Here is a 21,657-nt window from a genome sequence, read left to right as displayed (position 1 = left end):
ACTCCCTCTTTTGGTAATTTAAACATTAGAATTGAAGATGTTTTTCAATATATGCTTTTACTTCTGCAATTGGCATACGAACTTGTGACATAGAGTCGCGGTGTCGAACTGTTACTTGGCCATCCTCTTTTGAGTCAAAATCGTAAGTGATACAGAATGGTGTACCAATTTCATCTTGTCGGCGGTAACGTTTACCAATAGATTGTGATTCATCGAAATCAACAGGGAACGCTTTACGAAGCTCAGCCCAAACATTAGCCGCTTCATCAGATAATTTTTTAGAAAGTGGTAGAACAGCAGCTTTGAATGGTGCTAAAGCAGGATGGAAGCGTAACACTGTACGTTTATCGTCGCCTTCTAGCTCCTCTTCATCATAAGCATCACATAGGAATGCTAATGTTACACGATCTGCTCCTAAAGATGGTTCAATACAATAAGGAACATAGCGTTCATTTGAAACTGGATCGATATAAGTGAAATCTTCACCAGAATGTTCCATATGTTGTTTTAAATCGTAATCTGTACGATCAGCAACGCCCCAAAGCTCTCCCCAACCAAATGGGAATTTGAATTCGATATCTGTTGTCGCATTTGAGTAGTGAGATAGCTCATCATCCTCGTGATCACGAAGACGCATAGAATCTTCCTTCATGCCTAAGTTTAGTAACCAATTTTTACAGAATTCTTTCCAATATGCATGCCATTCAAGGTCTTCACCTGGTTTGCAGAAGAATTCTAGCTCCATTTGTTCGAATTCACGAGTACGGAATGTGAAGTTACCTGGTGTGATTTCATTACGGAAAGACTTACCGATTTGTGCAATACCAAAAGGTGTACGTTTACGCATAGAGCGTTGAACGTTTTTGAAGTTTACGAATATACCTTGTGCCGTTTCAGGACGTAAGTAAATTTCATTAGTAGACGATTCCGTTACACCTTGGAAAGTTTTAAACATAAGGTTGAATTGGCGAATATCTGTGAAATCAGCTTTTCCGCAATCAGGACATACAACGTCATATTTAATCATTGTTTCTTTCATTTGATCGAATGTCATACCATCGACAATGATTTCATCACCTTTTGCTAGCGCAGCATCTTCAATAATTTTATCTGCACGATGGCGAGCTTTACAAGATTTACAGTCAATCATTGGGTCATTGAAATTACCCACGTGACCAGAAGCAACCCAAGCTTTTGGATTCATTAAGATAGCCGCGTCAATACCTACATTGTATTCTGATTCTTGAACGAATTTTTGCCACCATGCTTTTTTAATATTGTTTTTTAATTCAACACCTAGTGGACCATAATCCCAAGTGTTTGCTAGACCACCGTAGATTTCTGAGCCTGGGAAGACAAAACCTCGGTGTTTTGCTAATGATACGATGGTTTCCATTGATTTGTTAGCCATAAAATAGCCTCCTTCTTAGTTTTACAGATTATTCTTTTAGCGGTAAATCGCTAAAGTTTGTTCATTTAGTTGGACTAAATGAAAATAGCACCCGTCTCCGGGCACAATGTATGCCCAGGGACGAGTGCTAATACCCGCGGTTCCACCCTGATTGTTTTAAACAAATGTTTAAAACCTCTTTTTAAAAAGTTAGCTCAGGGAGTGCCTTTTCTCTGTTGCTATGTAGACTTTCACCATCTTCTACTCGCTATTGAATGGAACAGATACTTTTTTCCCATCATCGCCTGTATAACGCAATTTTGCTCGAAAATACAAATAGAGCAAGCGTATGTGTCAATATTGTAGCATGTAGTTCTTTAATTCGCAATAATTATTAAAATAGTATATAATAATTGAGCATAAGTATAACACTATTAGATTTGAGGCGGTGAGTCCAATCGAACTCAATAAACGTCAGGAAGACATATTACAAATTGTAAAAGAAAACGGCCCTATTACTGGTGAACATATTGCCGAACGTCTCAATCTGACAAGAGCAACTTTAAGACCAGATTTAGCCATTCTAACAATGGCAGGATTTTTAGATGCAAGACCAAGAGTTGGTTATTTTTATTCAGGTAAAAAGGCATCTGTCAACCTAATGGATAGTATTCATAATTTAAAAGTGAAGGATTTCCATTCGGGTCCTGTAGTAGTACCAGAAACTATGACGGTTTATGATGCAATTTGCTTTATGTTTTCTGAAGATGTTGGTACACTCTTTGTCGTAGATAAGAATGAGTTTTTGACAGGCGTACTATCTCGCAAAGATTTACTGCGTACTAGTATTGGCACGCAGGATTTAAATAAAATTCCAGTACATATTATTATGACACGTATGCCAAATATTTCGTACTGTGAAAGATCCGATTCTTTAGTTGTCGCGGCGAACAAACTTATTGAACGAGAAGTTGATTCGCTACCAGTGGTTGAACCCCAAGAGGGTGGTTTGACCATAGTAGGTCGTCTTACAAAAACAACGATTACACGAGCTTTCTTATCTCTTGCACAAAATGTCTAAAGTTAGAAGGAGACTGCATGAAAAGACTACGCGTATTTGTTGTATCTGATTCAGTCGGTGAAACTGGTGATCAAGTTGCAAAAGCAGTTATTAGCCAGTTCCGACCGGGTCTTGAAAATACTGTTATTCGTCGATTTCCACATATTCAATCCGAGGAGCTTATTCGTAAAATTGTTTTTCTTGCAGCACAACAGCGAGCATTTATCGTCTATACACTAGTTCGTCAAGAAATGCGTAAATTATTACATGATCTATGTGAACAAGAAAAAATTCATGCCGTGGATATTTTAGGACCAGCTTTACAATCCATGGCGACCTTTATGGAAGAGAATCCTTTAGAAACACCAGGTATTGTTCATATGCTTGATGATGATTATTTTAAAAAAATAGAAGCGATTGAATTTGCGGTAAAATATGATGATGGTAGAGATCCACGTGGGTTACTACAGGCGGATATTGTCCTTGTGGGTGTATCAAGAACGTCCAAAACGCCACTTTCACAATATTTAGCCCATAAAAAATATAAGGTGGCAAATGTTCCTTTAGTTCCAGAGGTAGAACCACCTGAAGAGCTTTTACAGCTAGATCCAAAAAAATGCTTTGGCTTAATCATTTCACCTGAAAAGTTAAACTCTATAAGAAAAGAACGATTAATGTCACTTGGATTGAATGATGATGCCATATACGCACAGCATGAACGAATTTTAGAAGAAATCCAACATTTTGAAAAAATTGTCGATAAAATAGGCTGTAAAGTTATAGATGTGACGAACAAAGCGGTAGAAGAGACAGCAAATACAATCATAGAACATATTTTGACCTGTAAATAAGAAAGTAATTTGAAACCACCTCGGTTAGTAGAGGCGGTTTTTTTGAGTGGATTTTGAAAATGGTATAGATAAAAACTAATTTTTGTTTTATAATAATAAAATTGTGGTAAAAATATTTATAAGAGAAAAATCCTAATTTTTTGTCGAGAAATAAAGGAATTTTAAAACGAATAGCGAATTGTGTTTCTATAACGCAAATATAAAAGATGGTGATGGATTTGGCAGGGAAAATTCCAGAAGAAGTAATTGAACAGATTCGTACACAATCGGATATCGTTGATGTAATTAGTGAATACATGCAGCTGACCAAGCGTGGGCGAAATTGGTTTGGCCTCTGTCCATTTCATGGAGAGCAAACACCATCTTTTTCTGTATCAACTGATAAGCAAATTTTTCATTGCTTTGGTTGTGGTGCAGGGGGAAATGCTATTACTTTTGTAATGGATATGGAAGGTATTTCTTTTCCTGATGCAGTTGTGAAACTTGGAGAACGTGTTGGCATACAATTAGATGTTGAGCCAAGTTTTCCAGGGGGAACGAAAAAAGTATCTAAAGCAGAAGAAAGGATGAAGGAAGCACACGCTTTTGCGGCAGATTTTTTTCACCATCTACTATTAAATACAGAGGATGGCGAAGAACCTTTAAATTATTTACTAGAAAGAGGATTTACAAGGGAACTTATCGAATCTAATAACATTGGTTGGTCTCTCCCAAGCTTTGATGCATTAACAATATTGCTTGAAAGAAAAGGTTATAACTTACAAGAAATTGCGGAAAGTGGCTTAATCATTAAGCGAGAGGGAGAAGAACGTTATTTTGATCGTTTTAGAGGACGAATCATGTTTCCTATTCGTGATGAAAATGGTAAAATCATTGCCTTCTCTGGTCGAATAATTTCATCAACTGGTGAGGAAGCGAAATATTTAAATAGTCCAGAATCACCAATATTTCAAAAAAGTGAAGTGCTATATAACCTAGATAAAGCACGAACTTCTATCAGAAAAAATCGTCAAGTAGTATTGATGGAAGGTTTTATGGATGTACTAGCAGCTAACTCTGTAGGTGTAATGAATGCCGTTGCGACTATGGGTACCTCGCTAACAAATCAGCATATCACAAAGCTAAAGCGCTTAGTAGAGCAGATTACGATTTGCTATGATGGTGATAATGCTGGATTTGATGCAGCAAAACGAGCGGCGCAATTACTGCATACGGAGCGGATGAAAGTTAATATTGCTGTGTTACCAGAAAAATTAGATCCTGATGAATATATTCGCACTTTAGGTGGACAAGCATTTAAGGAACAAATTTTGGAAAACCCTCATGCGTATATTGCTTTTATGATGATGCATGCTAGACGCAATAAGAACTTTCAATTTGAAAATGATACGCTTCAATATATTCAAGAAGTCCTAGAACAGCTGGTAGGTAGATCATCACCAGTGGAACGAGATTTGTATATACGGCAGCTATCAAATGAAACAAATATCTCGGAAGAAGCTATTTATGCCCAATTCCGAAAGCTGGAGGCTAATCAGGTACGTTCTACAAAAGCAGAAATACCTACACAGATGCCTTCAATGCCAGTCACACAGCAACAAAAGCCTATGGACGCAGCCGAACGTGCCGAACGTTTATTACTGGCTCATATGCTTCATAATATAGATGTAGTAGACAGGGTATTACGAAGTGACCAGAAAGAGCCATTTGTACGAGATGCTTATATGGCAGTTTTTGTTCGCTTAGTAGGATTTTATGAGGAATATGGTCATCCAGATTATCAACGCTTTGTGGAAATCTTAGATGACGCTGAATTACGGAAGATTGTTATGGAAGCAGCTTTAGTCGAGCGAGATCCTGATCAAGCAGAGGCAGAGGTTATGGACTCCATCCGTCAGCTTCAAAAATATAGAATTGAGCAAGAAATTTATCAAAAGATGCATGAGTCAAAGGAAGCGGAGAAGATGCATGAGTATGCACGTGCACTTGAAATCGCCCAACAGATTATTCATTTAAGAAAATCGTTATCGGCGATTTAACCCGATTCGGTTGTTTAGAAGGAGGAAGGTTTATGGCGGACAAGTCAGAACGTTCAAAAGAGATAGAAGTAGAAATTACATTAGATGATGCAAAAAAATTCCTACAAGAAAAAGCAAAAACAGAAGGTGAAATTTCTATGAAAGAAATTTCAGAGAAACTAACGCCTTATGAATTGGAAAACGAAGAAATTTTCCATTTTGCTGAGGATCTTGAAAAGCATAAAGATATTCAAATCATTGGTAAAGAAGAATTTGAAGAAGAAAGTCTCATGAAAGAAGAAGCGAATGAAGAAACTTTCGACTTAAATGATTTGAGTGTACCACCAGGTGTTAAAATTAATGACCCTGTACGTATGTATTTAAAGGAAATCGGCCGAGTAGATTTACTGTCAGCTGAACAAGAAATTGCTCTTGCAGAGCGTATTGAGCAAGGGGACGAGGAAGCACGTAAACGTCTTGCAGAAGCTAACTTACGTCTTGTTGTATCGATTGCGAAGCGTTATGTTGGTCGTGGCATGCTATTCCTTGATTTAATTCAAGAAGGAAATATGGGTCTTATTAAAGCGGTAGAAAAATTCGATTACCGTAAAGGCTTTAAATTCTCTACTTATGCTACATGGTGGATTCGTCAGGCTATTACACGTGCAATCGCTGACCAAGCTCGTACAATCCGTATTCCTGTTCATATGGTCGAAACCATTAATAAATTAATACGTGTACAACGTCAACTTTTACAGGATCTAGGCCGTGAACCTTCTCCAGAAGAAATTGGTGAAGAAATGGATTTAACACCTGAAAAAGTACGTGAAATTTTAAAAATTGCACAAGAACCAGTATCTCTTGAAACACCAATTGGAGAAGAAGATGATTCACATTTAGGAGACTTTATTGAGGACTCCGAAGCACAATCTCCATCTGATCATGCAGCCTATGAATTGTTAAAAGAGCAGTTAGAAGATGTATTAGATACTTTAACAGATCGTGAAGAAAATGTACTTCGTCTACGTTTTGGTTTAGATGATGGTCGCACACGAACTTTAGAAGAGGTAGGGAAAGTCTTTGGCGTAACACGTGAGCGTATTCGCCAAATTGAAGCAAAGGCATTAAGAAAATTACGCCACCCATCTCGTAGTAAACGTTTAAAAGACTTCTTAGAGTAAATTTAAATAGATGGAGCTATCCCATTAGTGTGAAAATACCTAGTTGGATAGCTCTTTTTTATACAGTGAAAATGAAAAGTGCCCCTCTATTCACCTATCTAGTTATCTCCAATAATAGATAATTAGAATGAAGGGAATGATGGATTTGCTACTTTGTACAGATGTATTTTTAAATAGTGTGAGATAAAATTGTAATACAACCATTATTAAGCAATGTTTGGAGCTAACACTATGACAAATCCTCGAAAAAAAATAATTCTGAATGAAATTTTGTTTTGGAAGCAAAATAAACTTTTGCCAGAGCACTATTGCGACTTTCTAGCAGCTCTTTATACGGAAGGAGCAGATATAGAGGAAATAGAACCAGTGCAACATCCTAAACAAGCGATCTTACCATCAGAAAAAAGAAAAATGATCCTGTTAGTTGTAGGTCTATGTATCGCCATTATGGCTGTATTGGCTATCTATTTTACAATAAAATCTTTGACTTTGATCTTAACTGTTCTTGTGGGGATAGGCGCGTGCATATTATTCATTGTTGCATGGCAAATGGCACGAAAAAAACAACTACTAGCCCCTATTTTTCATGTATTAGCGGCAATTCTGCTGTTTAGTATGTCTATCCGCATTTGCACTACATATTTTAGTGGAAATAATATGGTTTTATTTTGCTTGATTGCAGCGAATTGTCTAATATGGCTTTGGTCGGGTATTAAAATGAAACTGTTATATTTCACAGTCTCAGGTGCTTTAGGATTACTAGCACTGATTGGGTATTATATCATAAATTTATCTTAACTCAGTACGCATACAATATTTCCATCGAAATAAGCTTTACCATTAAAAAATGTTATTCTACAACAATGAATCTACAATTTGATCAACATGTAAATAAAGTTCTCATCTTTTGGATTAATAAAGTCTGTATGCTGAAACATAGCATACAGATTTTTTTATTTTTTGGTATATGAATGTCTGCAAAGGGTATGATAACAGCAAGAGTATAAGGAAAAAGAGTTGGATAGGGGGATCAATTTGACCAAATTTTGGTGTTTGCAAGACATATTTTATCCAATAGATACAGAAATGTCGAATTTGTTACAAACAAAGGAAAACTTAGCGAATAGGGCTTTTCGTTTCTTTGTTAATGAAGTACAATATTAGATGTTGACTGATTCTATATTATAATAGAAGTAGACTTAAAATGAGGAGGGGAAACTTATGAAAAACAATCCAGTCGTTCCTTACATCTTAATTCTGGCATTTGGTATTGGTCTTATTTTCTTCATGTCTTTACAAGGTGCAGATAACAAGAAAGAAATTGCTGCTGAACATGAGGGTGGTGGCGAAACTACTACAGAAACTACAGACGCGAATGCTGATGGTTCAGCACTAGTACAATCTTGTATCGGTTGTCACGGTGGTGATTTAACTGGTAGTATGGGTCCAAATCTACATGGCTTAGATGAAGCACATATCGTAGAAGTTTTAACAAAGGGTATCGAAGGTACTCCTATGCAACCTAACATGAAAACTGAAGAGGAAGCAAAAGCAATCGCTGAATACATTTCTACTTTAGAATAGTATGACTGACAAGTAGCTGTACTGCTAAAGTACAGCTACTTTTATCTTTAAAAGAATGCACCGAGGTCGTCTTGGGACTTTTAGGTACATAATAAAATGGGGTTGTCCACATAGAAATATGGACAACTCCATTTGTTTTTTTTCACGACATCATCCATACTATTAATGACTCTATTGAAGATAGGCGGTATAAAATGAACGCACAAAAACTTTCAAAGCGATTAGAAACAGTAGCAAAATTTGTTCCAACAGGAGCTGTCATGGCGGATATTGGTAGTGATCATGCTTATCTACCATGTTATTTGATTCACCAAGGAACAGCCTCTCGTGCCATAGCAGGGGAAGTTGTCAAAGGACCTTATGAATCAGCTGTAGGACAAGTTCAGAAGGAAAACTTAGTAGAAAAAATTACAGTACGTCTTGCTGATGGATTAGCAGCGATTGAAGAGGCAGACCATGTAGATACGGTGACAATAGCTGGAATGGGAGGACCTTTAATTGTCTCCATTCTAGAGAAGCATCCCGAAAAGCTTCAAGGTGTCACACGTCTTATCTTACAACCCAATATACATGCCAAGGTCATTCGGGAGTGGGCTCTAGCACATGAATGGGCGATCCTTGATGAAGAGATTTTAGAAGAAGATGATAAAATCTATGAAATCCTTGTATTACAAAGAGGGCAAATGGAGCTATCAACAGCAGAGATTTTAGTTGGCCCTAAACTAAGCCAACGCAAATCACCAGCATTTATAAAAAAATGGCAACGTGAAAAAGACAACTGGCAACGTGTCCTTCAATCTATTAAAGGAGCAGAACAGACACCTGAAATTGAAGAAAAACGTGCAGAGCTAATGGCTTTAATACGTTTAGTGGAAGGAGTTTTGTAAGATGAAAGCGGTAAATGGTCAAGAAATCATTCAAGTATTTGAATCATGGTCGCCCAAGAAACTAGCTTGCATGGAAAATGATCCAATTGGTTTAGCCATTGGGACGCTCAACAAGCCTGTTCATAAAGTATTAGTCACGTTAGATGTCAATGAAGAGGTGGCGGACGAGGCAATTGAAAAAGGTTGTGAGCTGATCATCGCTCATCATCCTCCAATTTTTAGACGTTTAGCGAATATCCGCACAGATAATCCGGCAGGGCGCTTATATGAAAAGCTTATTAAACATGATATTGCTGTATATGCGGCACACACAAATTTAGATGTGGCTGAAGGTGGGGTCAATGATTTACTTGCAGATGCCCTAAAGCTAGAAAATCGTTCTATATTAGAAGAAACGTATGCTGAAAATCTGTTGAAGCTAGCCGTCTTTATACCAACTGCCAATGCAGAAGCCTTACGTGAGGCGCTTGAAAAGGCTGGTGCAGGTCGTATTGGGGACTATGAAGCATGCAGCTATACGACGACTGGTGAAGGGCGATTTCGTGCATTAGCAGGGGCAACACCGTTTGTTGGCTCTGTTGGAGAGTTACATGTAGAGGAAGAAGTAAAAGTGGAGGTCGTATTTCCTGAATCCATTAAAAACAGAGTGTTAAAGGCAATGCTCACAAGTCATCCTTATGAGGAGCCTGCCTATGATGTTATACGTCTCGAGCAACAAACAAATGTTATGGGGTTAGGGCGTGTAGGTTACTTATCACAGGAAATGACGCTACAGCAATTTGCTGAGTTCGTAAAGCAGCAACTAAAAGTCCCAGCAGTTCGTGTCGTAGGTAATTTACAGTCAAAGATCAGCAAAGTGGCGCTTGTAGGGGGAGACGGTAATAAGTATATTTATGCGGCGAAGCGTGCAGGTGCAGATGTCTTTTTAACAGGTGATATGTACTTCCATACGGCACAAGACGCACAGGCTATTGGCTTACAAATTGTCGATCCTGGTCATCATGTAGAAAAAGTGATGATTGCAGGTGTTGCCCAAAAAATGGCTACACTATGCGAAGATAAAAAATATCAAGTTGAATTTGTACAATCAACCATTCATACTGAACCATTTTTATTTGTATAAGTGAGGGGAACATTGTGGCTAGTGAAAGACCAGCAGGCAATAAAGCCGGTAAGTTATGGATTATAATAGGTGTATTCATCGTTGTTTTTGGCATTGGTATGACGGTCATGACGAATACCATCAATGATAAGAAAATAGATGCTATGACCCAACAATGTGAGGATGATGGTGGACAAGCGATAGTTTCAAAGGAAAAAAACTTTTTATCCACTAGTTATTCCTTTGAGTGTCAATAATAATATTGCGGCTGAGCTCTAGTAGTACTAGTGTTTCAGCCTTTTTTATGCAAACAATCTATTGATAATGATAAGATTGGTATAAATTTATAATTTATTAAAAGAAATGGGGAAGTTGTCGTGTTTATCCGTTTATCAAAAGACCAGCAAGAAATGATACTTGCTGATATTCAACGATTTTTCTATAATCAGCGTGATGAGGACATTAGTGAATTTGAAGCAGAGCGTGTGTTAGATTTTATTAAGGAGCAGATTGCTCCCCATATTTATAATGCAGCTCTATCTGATGCTAAATATGTTGTAGAAAGACAATATGCTGCAATTGAGGAGGAACTCGATGCATTGGAGCAACCGATAAAATTGAAATAAATGCTCTCTACCCCTCTAATATAAATAATTGACAGAAAATAAAGAATTATGTTAATTTAATCTTGAATTGAAGATAATACTTGCAATTCCTAGAGTAGTGATGATTAATGGACTATTTTCTTGACCAAAATGGTTATGAGTGGCAATCGCGTACAGGAAGCGAGAATAGTCACAATAAAGGATGAAGTGGGGAGAATTTATATGTTGAAAATTGGTATTATTTTAGGAAGTACGCGAGAGGGGCGTGTAAGCCCACAGGTTGGCACATGGGTGAAGGAAGTTGCCGAAAAACGCCGTGATGCAGAGTATGAAATCATTGATATTGCAGATTTTAAATTACCATTTTTAGGAGAACCAGGTGGAGATACTTCAGGTGTAGCTGCATGGTCAGAAAAAGTAGCAGCATGTGACGGCTTTGTCTTTATCGTTGCGGAATACAATCATTCCATTACGGGTGCATTAAAAAATGCATTAGATTATTTACGAGTAGAATGGAATAATAAAGCTGCTGGTATTGTCTCCTATGGTTCTGTTGGAGGTGCACGTGCTGCTGAACATTTACGAGGCATTCTTGGAGAACTACTAGTGGCAGATGTTCGAGTTCATCCGGCATTATCATTATTTACTGATTTTGAAAATGGCTCTGTCTTTAAACCAAAAGAGGTGCAAGCAGATTCTGTTCACCAAATGTTAGATCAGCTCATTCCTTGGTCAACAGCTTTAAAAACAATTCGATCTTAAGTATTATTATGAAAAAAACGACCCCTTTCAAAGATGGTATCATTATGGAAGCGGTCGTTTTTTGATGTGATAACACACATTAATGCTTAATTTCTTCAATAACTTTTTCTTTTAAATCATTTTCCATAGAAGATAGTTTAACTGTATTGGTAAGGCGTTCTTTTAATTCTTTATCTGTCATAATGCCACGTTCCTCTAAAATTTGTACGAGTAGATTTAATGTCAGTATATTTTTAATATCCGCTGCTTTTGTGTCCATATAAAACACCCTCCAAAATATTAGAATTACTACCTTTTTAGTGTACTCCTTTTTGAAAAGCTTGACATAAAATGGACAAAATTAAGCGAATTTATTTCGCGTCCCGGAATATATCAGGAAAAGTAAGCAATACAATGACTAGCTAGTCGTTGAGGGAGACATTTCTCTTTACAACACCTCGCACTGCATCTGCTGAATCCCTATAAAAAAGTGAATATTGAAGTAGTAAGGGTCATACCTTCCTATCAGGAGGGATTCAATGGTTAGAAGGTTTGGGCTTGTTATAGGGTTGTTAGTGGTGATAATAGCTATACTAATCCTGTTTGATAAATTAGTAGTAGATGATAAGTCAGTAGCAAATAAAGGGGAGCAACCACCTATTACGAATGAAGAGTTAAGCCTTTCTCGATTAAAGGAGAAGCTACTTGAAAAGTATGTCGGGATTGATGTTAAAACGACTGAAGAGAAGGAATTGGTAATCCAAGTAGTCGGCACAGAAGATTATTTGCAGACGGTCAAAAAAGATATGGAGTCTATTGCCAAAAATGCAATTAAATCGTCTCCTTTAAAAAACTATCCCATCGTTTTTGAAAGATGGGAGTTTACCTCGTTGCGCGATGACAACAAGAAAATAGGGGATGATATCAACCTGTTGATGGAAGAGCTAATCGCAGGTTTAGAAGACTTTGATGTATACGAATACTTAGTCATTGAAAATCGAACGACTATTACGATTCAAACTACGATAAAAGGCGCCAGTCATGAAGGAATTCAGTTAGCAATAGGGATAGAAGAAGCCATTAAAAAAATTGTACAAGCGAATGCTTCACAAAATAATTCTTATGTCATTAATATATTAAATGCGCAACGTCAAAAAATAAATTAATCATGTAAAAGAGGATCTATGACAAAGGCATCGAGAGTCTATTCGTCGATACCTTTGTCATATTTACATCTGCAAACTATGTAGTAATGGCAAAAAGTGCTTGATAAAGAGTTGCAAGGAGTGCAACAAAGTGCATATCATCTGCCTGGAAAAGCTTAAACTGTATACCTGTTCGTACTAACTCCGTTTCAATAGGACTAGCACTAGCAATCTTTTCATTATTGCAATATAGATAAGCGGTAGAAGTAAAATCCTTTTCAAACCGAAAGTCTAAATCGTCCATTGTAAATGAATAAGAGGATTCCAATAATTGGACTGTTTTCCGTTGAATCGGTATCAAACTACCATCAGGCATCACAATTTGATGGCTGACTCCTTTTGTTAATAGGGTAGATTGTACTTGAAAAAGGGGTGCACCTAATGTAGATCGCGTTTCATAACGATAAGGCAATGTTTGCTGTGCTGCTACTAGCAAAACAGCATTCAGTACTTTGCCGGCAGAGGAACGCTCTACTTTTTGAAGCACACATATTGTTTCATTTTGTTCATTCACGATTGGAATATGGGTAAAGCTTTTCAAAGCTTTAGGATACGTAAGTGTAAATATTGCCATAAAGAAACCTCCAGTCATTATCTATACGAGTAAGCAGTTGAGGAGGTTTCATGAAAAGAGCTATCTTTTAGAAGCCGAACAGATAAAATTACTTTATCTTTTATCAGCTTACCTCGTGAAAAGTTGAATCATCTAAAAATGAACAGGCTGCTGAAATAGCGAATTTTTATTTCGCTTTCAGCAGCCTGTTTAAATTTATGGCATTTGAGTGTGCCCAGAAAGAGCACGCTTTTCTTGCTCTGTATCAAATTCTTTTTCCATTTTTGAAACAACTACCGTAGCTACGCCATTACCAATTAGGTTTGTGACAGCACGTGCCTCTGACATAAAACGATCTACTCCGATCAATAGGGCAATCCCTTCTACTGGGATCATCGGAAATGCTGCCAATGTTGCGGCTAGTGTAATAAAGCCAGAGCCTGTTACACCCGCTGCTCCTTTAGAAGTGAGCATTAAGATGGCTAATAACGTAATCTGATGCCAAATATCTAAATCCACACCGTACGCTTGTGCAATAAAGATGGCAGCCATTGATAAGTAAATGGAAGTTCCATCTAAGTTAAATGAATAGCCTGTTGGTACAACAAGTCCGACTACTTGCTTAGAACAACCGTAATTTTCCAGTTTACGCATCATAGAAGGTAAGGCCGATTCTGATGAAGAAGTCCCAATAACGATAAAAATTTCCTCTTTAATGTATTTAATAAATTTAAAAATACTAAAGCCAAAGTAATGTGTAATCAAGCCAATAATCACAACGATAAAAATAAACATCGTAATATAAACAGATAGCATTAAAAATCCTAAGTTTCCGAGTGATTTAATACCAAAGTTACCGATTGTATAGCTCATGGCACCGAATGCACCAATAGGAGAAATTTTCATGACCATGTTAACGATTTTAAAGAAGATATCTGCTACTTGCTCAAAAAATTTAATAACAGGCTTAGCAGGCTCCCCAATAGCTGCAGCAGCTAGTCCAAATAAAACGGCAGAGAATAAAACAGGTAATAATTCACCATTCGCTAATGCCCCAACGACATTCTCAGGAATAATTTGCATAATAAAAGCCCCTAAGCCATGCTCTGCTGCGGCAGCCTCTGTATATTGAGAGACATCAGCCCCATTGGCAGCCTCTGTATTAAAACCTTTACCTGGCTGAACGATATTTACGACGATTAGGCCGATTGCAAGAGCGAAGGTTGAAACAATTTCAAAATAAATTAAAGCTTTTCCCCCAATTTTTCCAACCTTTTTTACATCACCCATACTACCAATACCTATTACAACAGTTAGGAAGATAATAGGTGCAATTAACATTTTGATTAATTTGATAAAGATATCTGCAAGTATTTTTAGCTTCGCACCGAATTCTGGGAATATTGCTCCGACTAGGATACCTAGCACAATGGCAATCAATACTTGCACCGTTAAGTTTTTAAAATTTATACGCATATAGTTTTCCCCCTATAACAACTATGGCTATTGTGTGAACGCTTTCATGTGGTTATCATAGCTGAAATTTTCCGACAATAGTTTTTATGACCGTAAAGTTTCTATTGTTCATTTTGTTCATTTTTGAGTGACGGGGAGATAAAGGCAAGAATAGCAAGGGTTTGTAGCTGTTTTATAGTAGTTTTGGAAATAGGTAATCTATTATAATACAAAAGAAAAAATCCTTACTATTTGTAAGGATTAATCATTAATGACCAAAAGTATTAGGGAGTAACAATCTTTTCTATCTTGGATAAAACATGATCATTTTGTATATGAGTTTTATAAAAATCGTAGACAGGGGCTAGCTGCTCTTTAAAACGCTGTCTTTCTGAAGGGCTCATCGTATAAACAGTAAAATCAGCTTGCTGTTTGAGCTTTTCCATATCTTTTTCATTCATAAGTATTGCCTGATCAAATTGCCATTCTGTTGTCTCTTTCATTGCAGAAATCAATTGATGTTGGATTTTTACAGGTAGAGAGTTCCAAAATGTTTCGTTCATTAAGACAGCATAGCCTAAAATTCCATGCTGAGTGATCGTCATATGCTTTTGTACTTTGTAAAACCCTTTAGAGTAAATATTAGAGGCTGTATTTTCTTGTGCATCAATTGCGTTTTTTTCTAAATCTGTAAAAACCTCACTAAAAGAAAGGGGAATTGGTGTTGCTTTCATTACTTCGAATTGTTTTTCTAAAATTTTACTTGGCATTGTTCGTATACGTAAGCCCTGTAAATCTTCAAATGTATGAATGGGTTGGTCGACAGACGTTAAATGCTTAAAGCCATTGTACCAAAAGCCCAATCCCTTAATATGAAACGGTTCTAGCTCGTTTACTAATTGTTCCCCAATAGAACCTGTCAGGACTTCCTGTACTTCCTCATCTGTATTAAACAGATACGGTAAATCAAGCACCTGCCAATTAGGCACATATGCGGTCATCTTCGAAAAAGTGGGGATAATCATTTCCACGTCACCCTTTTGTAAGGCCTGAAACTCATTTTCATCATTAAATAAAGAGGAATTTGAGTACACATGGACTTTGACTTTCCCGTTTGTTTTCTCTTCTACTAACTCAGCAAATTTATTGGCTGCCTGTCCTTTTGGGGTATTTTCGGCTACCACATGACTTAAATGAATAGTAATTTGTGAGTCTAAGCCCTTTTGCTCATCATCATAGGGAAGCGGTTTAGCAAAGAGTAATCCTTGCTGAACACTGATTGCTACGATTAAAACAAAGACGGTTACAATCGTTCCAATAATAAATTTTTTCATTGAATACACCCAATTAATTCGTATTTTCTGATGTTTTTGTTATTCTAACATATGGAGTAAGCTAAAATATAGTAGGAGGGAGGCAATCATTTTGATATTTCAAAAGTTATCTATGCAGAGAAAAATTATGTCGCTGACTTTTTTTATTCTGATGCTTTCCTTTAGTATTGGTGGCACTTTTTTGTTGGGGTTTGTGATGAATGAACAAAAGACCCAACTTAGTGATCAAGCATTACTTGTGGCAAAAACCGTCTCACAGCTTCCCGAAATAAAAACCTATATAACCGATAAAAATTTTAATGAGGCGATACAACATATTAACCCAATAGTTGAAGAAATCCGTGATATAAATGGGGCGAAGTATATTGTTGTTTTAGATATGCAAAGACGCAAATACTCTCATCCAAATAGCGAGGAGCTTGGACGAATATCCCAATCTGGTGATTTAAACGCTGCTTTTTCAGAGCATTATTATACGTCAATCGCTCATGGGGGACATGGTGATATGGTTCGAGCATTTGTACCGATTATGAATAATAAGGGACAACAAATTGGTGTTACGATAGTTGGTTACAGTGTTCTTACCGTTGTAGAATTGCTGCAATCAATGCAAACAGAGCTTATCATTACTGTCATCTTATCATTAATCTTTAGTGCGTGGGGTGCGCGTACATTAGGGCTTCATATGAAAAAACAAATGTTTGGATTAGAGCCTCATGAAATTGCCAAAATGTATGTAGAACGGACAGAAACGTTTAATGCCATGCATGAAGGAATCATTGCCATCGACAATGATTTGACGATAACGATTTTTAATGAAAAAGCATGTGACATATTAGGTGTACATGAAAAACCATCTGCACTAATTGGTCAGAAAATTTTTCATGTCCTTCCTGATACTCGACTTCCTGAAATTTTGGAGCTAGATCAACCATTATTTAACCGTGAACTCTATATTAATAATCATAGTATTATGAGTAATCGTATTCCGATTCAAGTCAACGGAAAAACCGTCGGGGCAGTGGCAATGTTTAAAGATCGTACGGAAGTGAAAAAGCTTGCTGAAGAATTAACAGGTGTCAGGGCATTTGTACAAGCACTTCGTGTGCAAACACATGAGCATAAAAATAAACTGCATACTATAGCTGGTCTTTTACAGCTTGGACATCATGAACAGGCTTTGTCATACTTAACGCAAGTAAAAGAAGAACACGATGAAATCACCAACTTTTTAAATGAACGTATAAAAAATGAAAATATTTCAGGGCTTTTGCTTAGTAAAATTTCCTATGCAAAGGAACAAGGAATTCGTCTGGAAGTTGATCGTGAAAGTCGCTTAACGTCATTCCCACCTAACTTGGATCATCATGATTTTGTTATTCTATTTGGTAATTTAATAGAAAATGCTTTTGATGCTTTAAAGGATGCACAAGTTGAAGAGAAAGTGATTCATGTTTCAGTGGATGAAGACGATGATGTCTTAGCTATTTTAGTAACCGATAATGGTATAGGCATGACGGAGGAAATCAAGCAGCACATATTTGATAATGGTTATTCTACAAAAGAGCAAAAAGACCGAGGAATAGGGTTATTTTTAATAAAGGAAATCATTGAAAAAGGACAGGGTGATATCGAAGTCATCAGTGAACCTAACAAAGGAACGAGTTTTTTAATAACCTTTTATTATGCATAACAGGGAGGACGGACAGTGTTGCAGATCAAAGTATTATTAATTGAGGATGATCCGATGGTACGAGAGGTTAATCGTCAATTTATTGAAAAGGTTGAACATTTTCAAGTGATTGGACAAGCATCTAACGGTCTTGAAGGCATTACGCAAATACGTCACCATCAGCCTGATTTAATCTTTATGGATATTTTTATGCCAGAGCAAGATGGCATTACGAGCTTACGAAAAATACGTGAACTAGACCTACCAGTGGATGTTATTACCGTCACGGCTGCGAATGATATGGAGACAGTGAAACAAGTACTGCATCTAGGTGTCTTTGATTATATTATGAAGCCCTTTTCATTTGAACGGGTCAAAGGTACGCTTGATAATTATTTACGTTTTAAGAAGCAAACACAATCAGATCAGGAACTCACACAGCGGGAATTGGATCAATTATTTCATTATCGTGATGGGCAAACTAACGTGGAACAATCAGCTCCGCTAGGGTCGGAAAATAATCTTCCGAAAGGCTTTAATCGTACAACGCTTGAAAAGGTTGTGCACTTTTTACATTCGGTCGATGGTGCATCTGCAGAAGACGTAGCAAGTGGTGTAGGAATTGCTCGTGTCACCGCAAGAAGATATTTAGACTATTTAGAGAAACAAGAAGAAATTACAATGGATGTCCATTATGGAGGTATTGGGCGACCTATAAACTATTATTTTAGTAAATAAAGAAAATCCTGATTGGCCAAAAAGCAATCAGGATTTTTTGTTTTTATTAATAAGGCATAATTTTATCAACTGGTGTCGGTGTTTTAATCTTTGGTAAGATTTTCTCTAATGTCACCGTACGATTGATTATATGTGTAGCGGCATCATGTTCATCGAATTGCTCAAGGAAAGTAATAACCTCTTTGACAATTGGAGTTGGCGTTGAGGCACCTGCTGTAACTGCCACTTTATTAATGCCTTTTAACCATTCGATTTTAAGCTCCGAAACATCCGCAATTCGATAGGATGGTGTTCCTGCAATTTCAACGGAAACTTGTGTTAAGCGGTTTGAGTTATTGGATTTAGGATCTCCCACAACGATGAGTAAATCCGCTTCTCCAGCTTGCTGAGCGACAGCTTCTTGACGAACCTGTGTCGCTAAACAAATCTCTTTGTGTACCTCGATATGAGGGAATTTTTCTTTTAAACTATCCATTAAATGGGCAACATCCCATTGGCTCATTGTTGTTTGATTTGTCACCAGTAATTTATCATTCGTTAAATTTAACGCATCAATATCGTTTGAGGACTGTACTAAGTGGACATGATCAGGCGCAACCCCAATGGCCCCCTCTGGTTCGGGATGTCCTTTTTTTCCGATATAAATAATATCATAGCCTTCAGCCGATTTTTCACGAATTAAATCGTGGGTAACTGTTACATCAGGACATGTGGCATCAATGGACACTAAGCCTTTTCGCTTTGCAATCTCACGAATTTCAGGTGAAACACCATGTGCTGTGAAAATGACAGTACCGGTTTCAACTTGTTCAATAATTTCTAGGCGGTTTTCACCATCTAATGTGATGATTCCGTCCTTTTCAAACGCATCTGTGACATGTTTATTATGCACAATCATCCCTAAAATGTAGATAGGTCTTGGTAATGTTTTATCAAGTGCGGCATTCCGAGCGATGACCATCGCATCAACAACACCGTAGCAATAGCCACGTGGATTAATTTTTAATACTTGCATGGTTGTGACTCCTTTCAAGCTTACCTATCTACATTATAACGGACAGGGACGGCGAATACAAAGAAACGTTCATTTACATAGGTGGTTGGAAGATACGTGGTTTAGATGGAAGTGGTTCAGGAGGCGTATATGATGCACTTTGCCTTGATGATCGTCTACTTCCAGTTGAAGCTTTTTTATCACTTCCTGCAGTATCAGCGCTAGCTGACCCAGCGGATGGAAGGCCTTGGAATCCTTTGTATAACTTTAATAGCGAGGGTATATTTTTTACCATCGGCATTGCTTGTTGAATATAAGGTGTATAGGTCTTAGCTGTATTGAATAAGCTATTTGCTTGTTGTAAGAACGAACCGATTTTAGAAGGTTCCTGCACAGGTGGCGTTGGCATTTGCCCTCCGAAGGTACCTATTCCATTAGCCATCGGAAAGCCGCCTGGAATTCGTGGTTGAACAGGAAAGCCTCCAGGCTGGTAAAAGGACTGCGGTGACATTTGTGGTGGTGTTTGCATGGGCATTCTCATGCCACCGGGATACATAGGATATTGATAAGGTGGTCGAAATACCATAATGATCTCCTTTCTACTTGTTTTTCATTGATGACATACCTGACTATAGCTATGATATGCAAAGGCTAGTGGGAGGGTTCGATATAGAAACAGAAAACAATGATGACATAGGATCACTGTCTAAAGAAAATGGTCGTTTCTAACCAACAAAAACGGCGAGTGACAACTTCTCGGCGTTTTTCATGATGCTAAAAATTACAGTACCCAGGGTTTCTGGCATTGTGGTATTCGTATTTTTGATTGCATATTCTTCTTATTTCAAGTACCTTTGATAAGGGCTTTTGTTACGGTAATCATAAAACGTTTAAATTATGTTTATGCTTGTAATATATAGGATGTAAATATACCTTAAAGTTCGAATCATGGTACAATGAGAAAGATGTTAGGAGGAACGAATGATGTCAAAATATACTGATTACAATTTTCAGCCATTTTTGCAGGACGCCATTGCAAAACTAGGCTTTACAGAACCGACACCAATTCAAAAAGAAATTATTCCACTTTTATTAAAAGGGAAAAGTGCTATTGGACAGGCACATACAGGAACGGGGAAAACACATAGTTTTTTAATTCCGATAGTTCAACGTATTGATGTAGAGAGACAGGAAGTTCAGGCTGTTATTACTTCTCCTACACGCGAACTAGCACAACAAATATTTGATGCGTTAAATCAGTTAATAGAAGGAACAGCTATTCAAGCAAAGCTATTTATTGGGGGTACGGACAAGCAACGCTCCATTGATAAATTAAAAACACAACCACAAATAGTTGTTGGGACACCTGGACGTATTCGTGATCTTGTTTCAGCACAAGCGTTATTTGTGCATACGGCACCAATCCTAGTTGTTGATGAAGCTGATTTAGCTTTTGATATGGGCTTTATCGAGGATATTGATGGATTTGCTTCTCAAATGCCAGAGAAGCTTGAAATGTTTGTATTCTCTGCAACGATTCCTGAAAAACTTCAGCCTTTCTTAAAAAAATATATGGATGCCCCAGTGCATATCCAAATGAACGATAAGCGACCAGTGGCAGAGGGTATTGATTTTGTGCTTGTGCCAGTACGCTCTAAATCGCGTAATAAACGTTTATTAGAAGTAATTGAAGGTATTAATCCGTTTTTAGCTGTTATTTTTACTAATACACGTAAAACAGCTGAGCAAGTTGCCGGTTATTTAAATGAACATGGTATCCGTTGTGGACAAATCCATGGTGATTTAAGTCCACGTGATCGTAAAAAGATGATGAAACAAATCCGCGATCTAGAATATCAATACATTGTTGCGACTGATTTAGCAGCACGTGGTATCGATATTCAAGGAATTTCCCATGTTATCAATTACGAAATTCCAGAGGACCTAGAATTCTTTATTCACCGTGTTGGACGTACAGCCCGTGCAGGTAATAAAGGAACTGCCATTACTTTATTTGAGCCATCTGATGAAGATGCAGTAGTTCGTGTAGAGAAAATGGGTATTCCTTTTGTGCAAAAAGACGTTAAAAATGGAGAATGGTCTGAGTTAAAAGAGCGTCATGCGCGTAAAAATCGCGTGAAACAAGAGAATGAAATCGATGTGAAAGCGAAGGCATTGGTGCGTAAGCCTAAAAAGGTTAAACCAGGCTATAAGCGTAATATGAAATGGGAAATGGAAAAAATTAAAAAACGTGAACGTCGTTTAAAAGCGCGAGGTAAAAAATAGG

22 protein-coding genes are annotated in these 21,657 nt (G+C 37.4%); 15 read left to right on the top strand and 7 right to left on the bottom strand.

Annotated elements, in window-relative coordinates; genetic code table 11:
- Positions 1-25: 25 nt before the first annotated feature.
- A complete protein-coding gene (locus OU989_RS14865) occupies positions 26-1,411 on the bottom strand; it encodes a glycine--tRNA ligase (RefSeq protein WP_274793792.1) in 1,386 nt (461 codons plus the stop codon).
- A 427-nt stretch (positions 1,412-1,838) separates the two neighbouring features.
- Between OU989_RS14865 and OU989_RS14860 the strand changes: the two genes are divergently transcribed.
- The 11 genes from OU989_RS14860 (at position 1,839) to OU989_RS14810 (ending at position 11,440) form a co-directional block, all read left to right on the top strand.
- Positions 1,839-2,471 carry a transcriptional regulator CcpN gene (locus OU989_RS14860; protein ID WP_274793791.1) on the top strand — a complete coding sequence of 211 codons (633 nt, stop codon included), beginning with the start codon at positions 1,839-1,841 and terminating at the stop codon, positions 2,469-2,471.
- A 17-nt stretch (positions 2,472-2,488) separates the two neighbouring features.
- The gene (locus tag OU989_RS14855) at positions 2,489-3,301 is read left to right on the top strand and encodes a pyruvate, water dikinase regulatory protein (protein WP_274793790.1); all 813 of its coding nucleotides are present in this window, start codon (positions 2,489-2,491) and stop codon (positions 3,299-3,301) included.
- Positions 3,302-3,507: 206 nt separating this feature from the next.
- Positions 3,508-5,340, top strand: a complete 1,833-nt coding sequence (gene dnaG, locus OU989_RS14850) for a DNA primase (RefSeq protein WP_274793789.1) — start codon at positions 3,508-3,510, stop codon at positions 5,338-5,340.
- Between the two features lie 32 nt (positions 5,341-5,372).
- On the top strand, positions 5,373-6,500 hold the full coding sequence (rpoD, locus tag OU989_RS14845; protein ID WP_004227165.1) for an RNA polymerase sigma factor RpoD: 1,128 nt from the start codon (positions 5,373-5,375) through the stop codon (positions 6,498-6,500).
- A 231-nt stretch (positions 6,501-6,731) separates the two neighbouring features.
- Positions 6,732-7,298, top strand: a complete 567-nt coding sequence (locus OU989_RS14840) for a hypothetical protein (RefSeq protein WP_274793788.1) — start codon at positions 6,732-6,734, stop codon at positions 7,296-7,298.
- A 423-nt stretch (positions 7,299-7,721) separates the two neighbouring features.
- Positions 7,722-8,084: a cytochrome c550 gene (gene cccA / locus OU989_RS14835; RefSeq protein WP_274793787.1), complete on the top strand. Its 363-nt coding sequence runs from the start codon at positions 7,722-7,724 to the stop codon at positions 8,082-8,084.
- Positions 8,085-8,278: 194 nt separating this feature from the next.
- Positions 8,279-8,971 (top strand): tRNA (adenine(22)-N(1))-methyltransferase, encoded by a 693-nt coding sequence (locus OU989_RS14830; RefSeq protein WP_274793786.1) that lies wholly within the window; start codon positions 8,279-8,281, stop codon positions 8,969-8,971.
- Position 8,972: 1 nt separating this feature from the next.
- Entirely contained in the window at positions 8,973-10,094 is a 1,122-nt protein-coding gene (locus OU989_RS14825) for a Nif3-like dinuclear metal center hexameric protein (protein WP_274793785.1), read from the top strand.
- Between the two features lie 14 nt (positions 10,095-10,108).
- Entirely contained in the window at positions 10,109-10,330 is a 222-nt protein-coding gene (locus OU989_RS14820) for a hypothetical protein (RefSeq protein WP_274793784.1), read from the top strand.
- 120 nt (positions 10,331-10,450) lie between these two features.
- A complete protein-coding gene (locus tag OU989_RS14815) occupies positions 10,451-10,699 on the top strand; it encodes a DUF2164 domain-containing protein (protein ID WP_274793783.1) in 249 nt (82 codons plus the stop codon).
- A gap of 201 nt (positions 10,700-10,900) precedes the next feature.
- Positions 10,901-11,440 carry an NADPH-dependent FMN reductase gene (locus OU989_RS14810; protein WP_274793782.1) on the top strand — a complete coding sequence of 180 codons (540 nt, stop codon included), beginning with the start codon at positions 10,901-10,903 and terminating at the stop codon, positions 11,438-11,440.
- A 79-nt stretch (positions 11,441-11,519) separates the two neighbouring features.
- On the opposite strand, the gene OU989_RS14805 is transcribed toward OU989_RS14810, so the two are convergent.
- Positions 11,520-11,699: a hypothetical protein gene (locus OU989_RS14805; protein WP_274793781.1), complete on the bottom strand. Its 180-nt coding sequence runs from the start codon at positions 11,697-11,699 to the stop codon at positions 11,520-11,522.
- A 259-nt stretch (positions 11,700-11,958) separates the two neighbouring features.
- On the opposite strand from OU989_RS14805, the gene OU989_RS14800 reads away from it, so the two are divergent.
- Positions 11,959-12,585 carry a hypothetical protein gene (locus OU989_RS14800; protein WP_274793780.1) on the top strand — a complete coding sequence of 209 codons (627 nt, stop codon included), beginning with the start codon at positions 11,959-11,961 and terminating at the stop codon, positions 12,583-12,585.
- 76 nt (positions 12,586-12,661) lie between these two features.
- On the opposite strand, the gene OU989_RS14795 is transcribed toward OU989_RS14800, so the two are convergent.
- The 3 genes from OU989_RS14795 to OU989_RS14785 form a co-directional block, all read right to left on the bottom strand.
- A complete protein-coding gene (locus OU989_RS14795) occupies positions 12,662-13,198 on the bottom strand; it encodes a tubby C-terminal domain-like protein (RefSeq protein ID WP_274793779.1) in 537 nt (178 codons plus the stop codon).
- A gap of 195 nt (positions 13,199-13,393) precedes the next feature.
- Entirely contained in the window at positions 13,394-14,653 is a 1,260-nt protein-coding gene (locus tag OU989_RS14790) for a dicarboxylate/amino acid:cation symporter (protein WP_274793778.1), read from the bottom strand.
- Positions 14,654-14,916: 263 nt separating this feature from the next.
- Positions 14,917-15,966, bottom strand: a complete 1,050-nt coding sequence (locus tag OU989_RS14785) for a TRAP transporter substrate-binding protein (protein WP_274793777.1) — start codon at positions 15,964-15,966, stop codon at positions 14,917-14,919.
- 112 nt (positions 15,967-16,078) lie between these two features.
- On the opposite strand from OU989_RS14785, the gene OU989_RS14780 reads away from it, so the two are divergent.
- Together OU989_RS14780 and OU989_RS14775 are read left to right on the top strand one after the other, a co-directional pair.
- The gene (locus OU989_RS14780; protein ID WP_431812197.1) at positions 16,079-17,659 is read left to right on the top strand and encodes an ATP-binding protein; all 1,581 of its coding nucleotides are present in this window, start codon (positions 16,079-16,081) and stop codon (positions 17,657-17,659) included.
- Between the two features lie 15 nt (positions 17,660-17,674).
- A complete protein-coding gene (locus OU989_RS14775; RefSeq protein WP_274793776.1) occupies positions 17,675-18,376 on the top strand; it encodes a response regulator in 702 nt (233 codons plus the stop codon).
- 46 nt (positions 18,377-18,422) lie between these two features.
- On the opposite strand, the gene OU989_RS14770 is transcribed toward OU989_RS14775, so the two are convergent.
- Positions 18,423-19,391, bottom strand: coding sequence for a 4-hydroxy-3-methylbut-2-enyl diphosphate reductase (locus OU989_RS14770; protein WP_274793775.1), 969 nt, complete (start codon positions 19,389-19,391; stop codon positions 18,423-18,425).
- Between the two features lie 73 nt (positions 19,392-19,464).
- Entirely contained in the window at positions 19,465-19,956 is a 492-nt protein-coding gene (gene vrrA / locus OU989_RS14765; protein ID WP_274793774.1) for a VrrA/YqfQ family protein, read from the bottom strand.
- A gap of 398 nt (positions 19,957-20,354) precedes the next feature.
- Between vrrA and OU989_RS14760 the strand changes: the two genes are divergently transcribed.
- The gene (locus tag OU989_RS14760; protein ID WP_274797354.1) at positions 20,355-21,656 is read left to right on the top strand and encodes a DEAD/DEAH box helicase; all 1,302 of its coding nucleotides are present in this window, start codon (positions 20,355-20,357) and stop codon (positions 21,654-21,656) included.
- Position 21,657 lies beyond the last annotated feature (1 nt).

It is taken from the genome of Lysinibacillus irui (assembly GCF_028877475.1).
Classification (GTDB): Bacteria; Bacillota; Bacilli; order Bacillales_A; family Planococcaceae; genus Lysinibacillus; species Lysinibacillus irui.
Note: the sequence above shows the minus strand (reverse complement) of the source record. Positions and strands in the feature narration are given on the sequence as shown.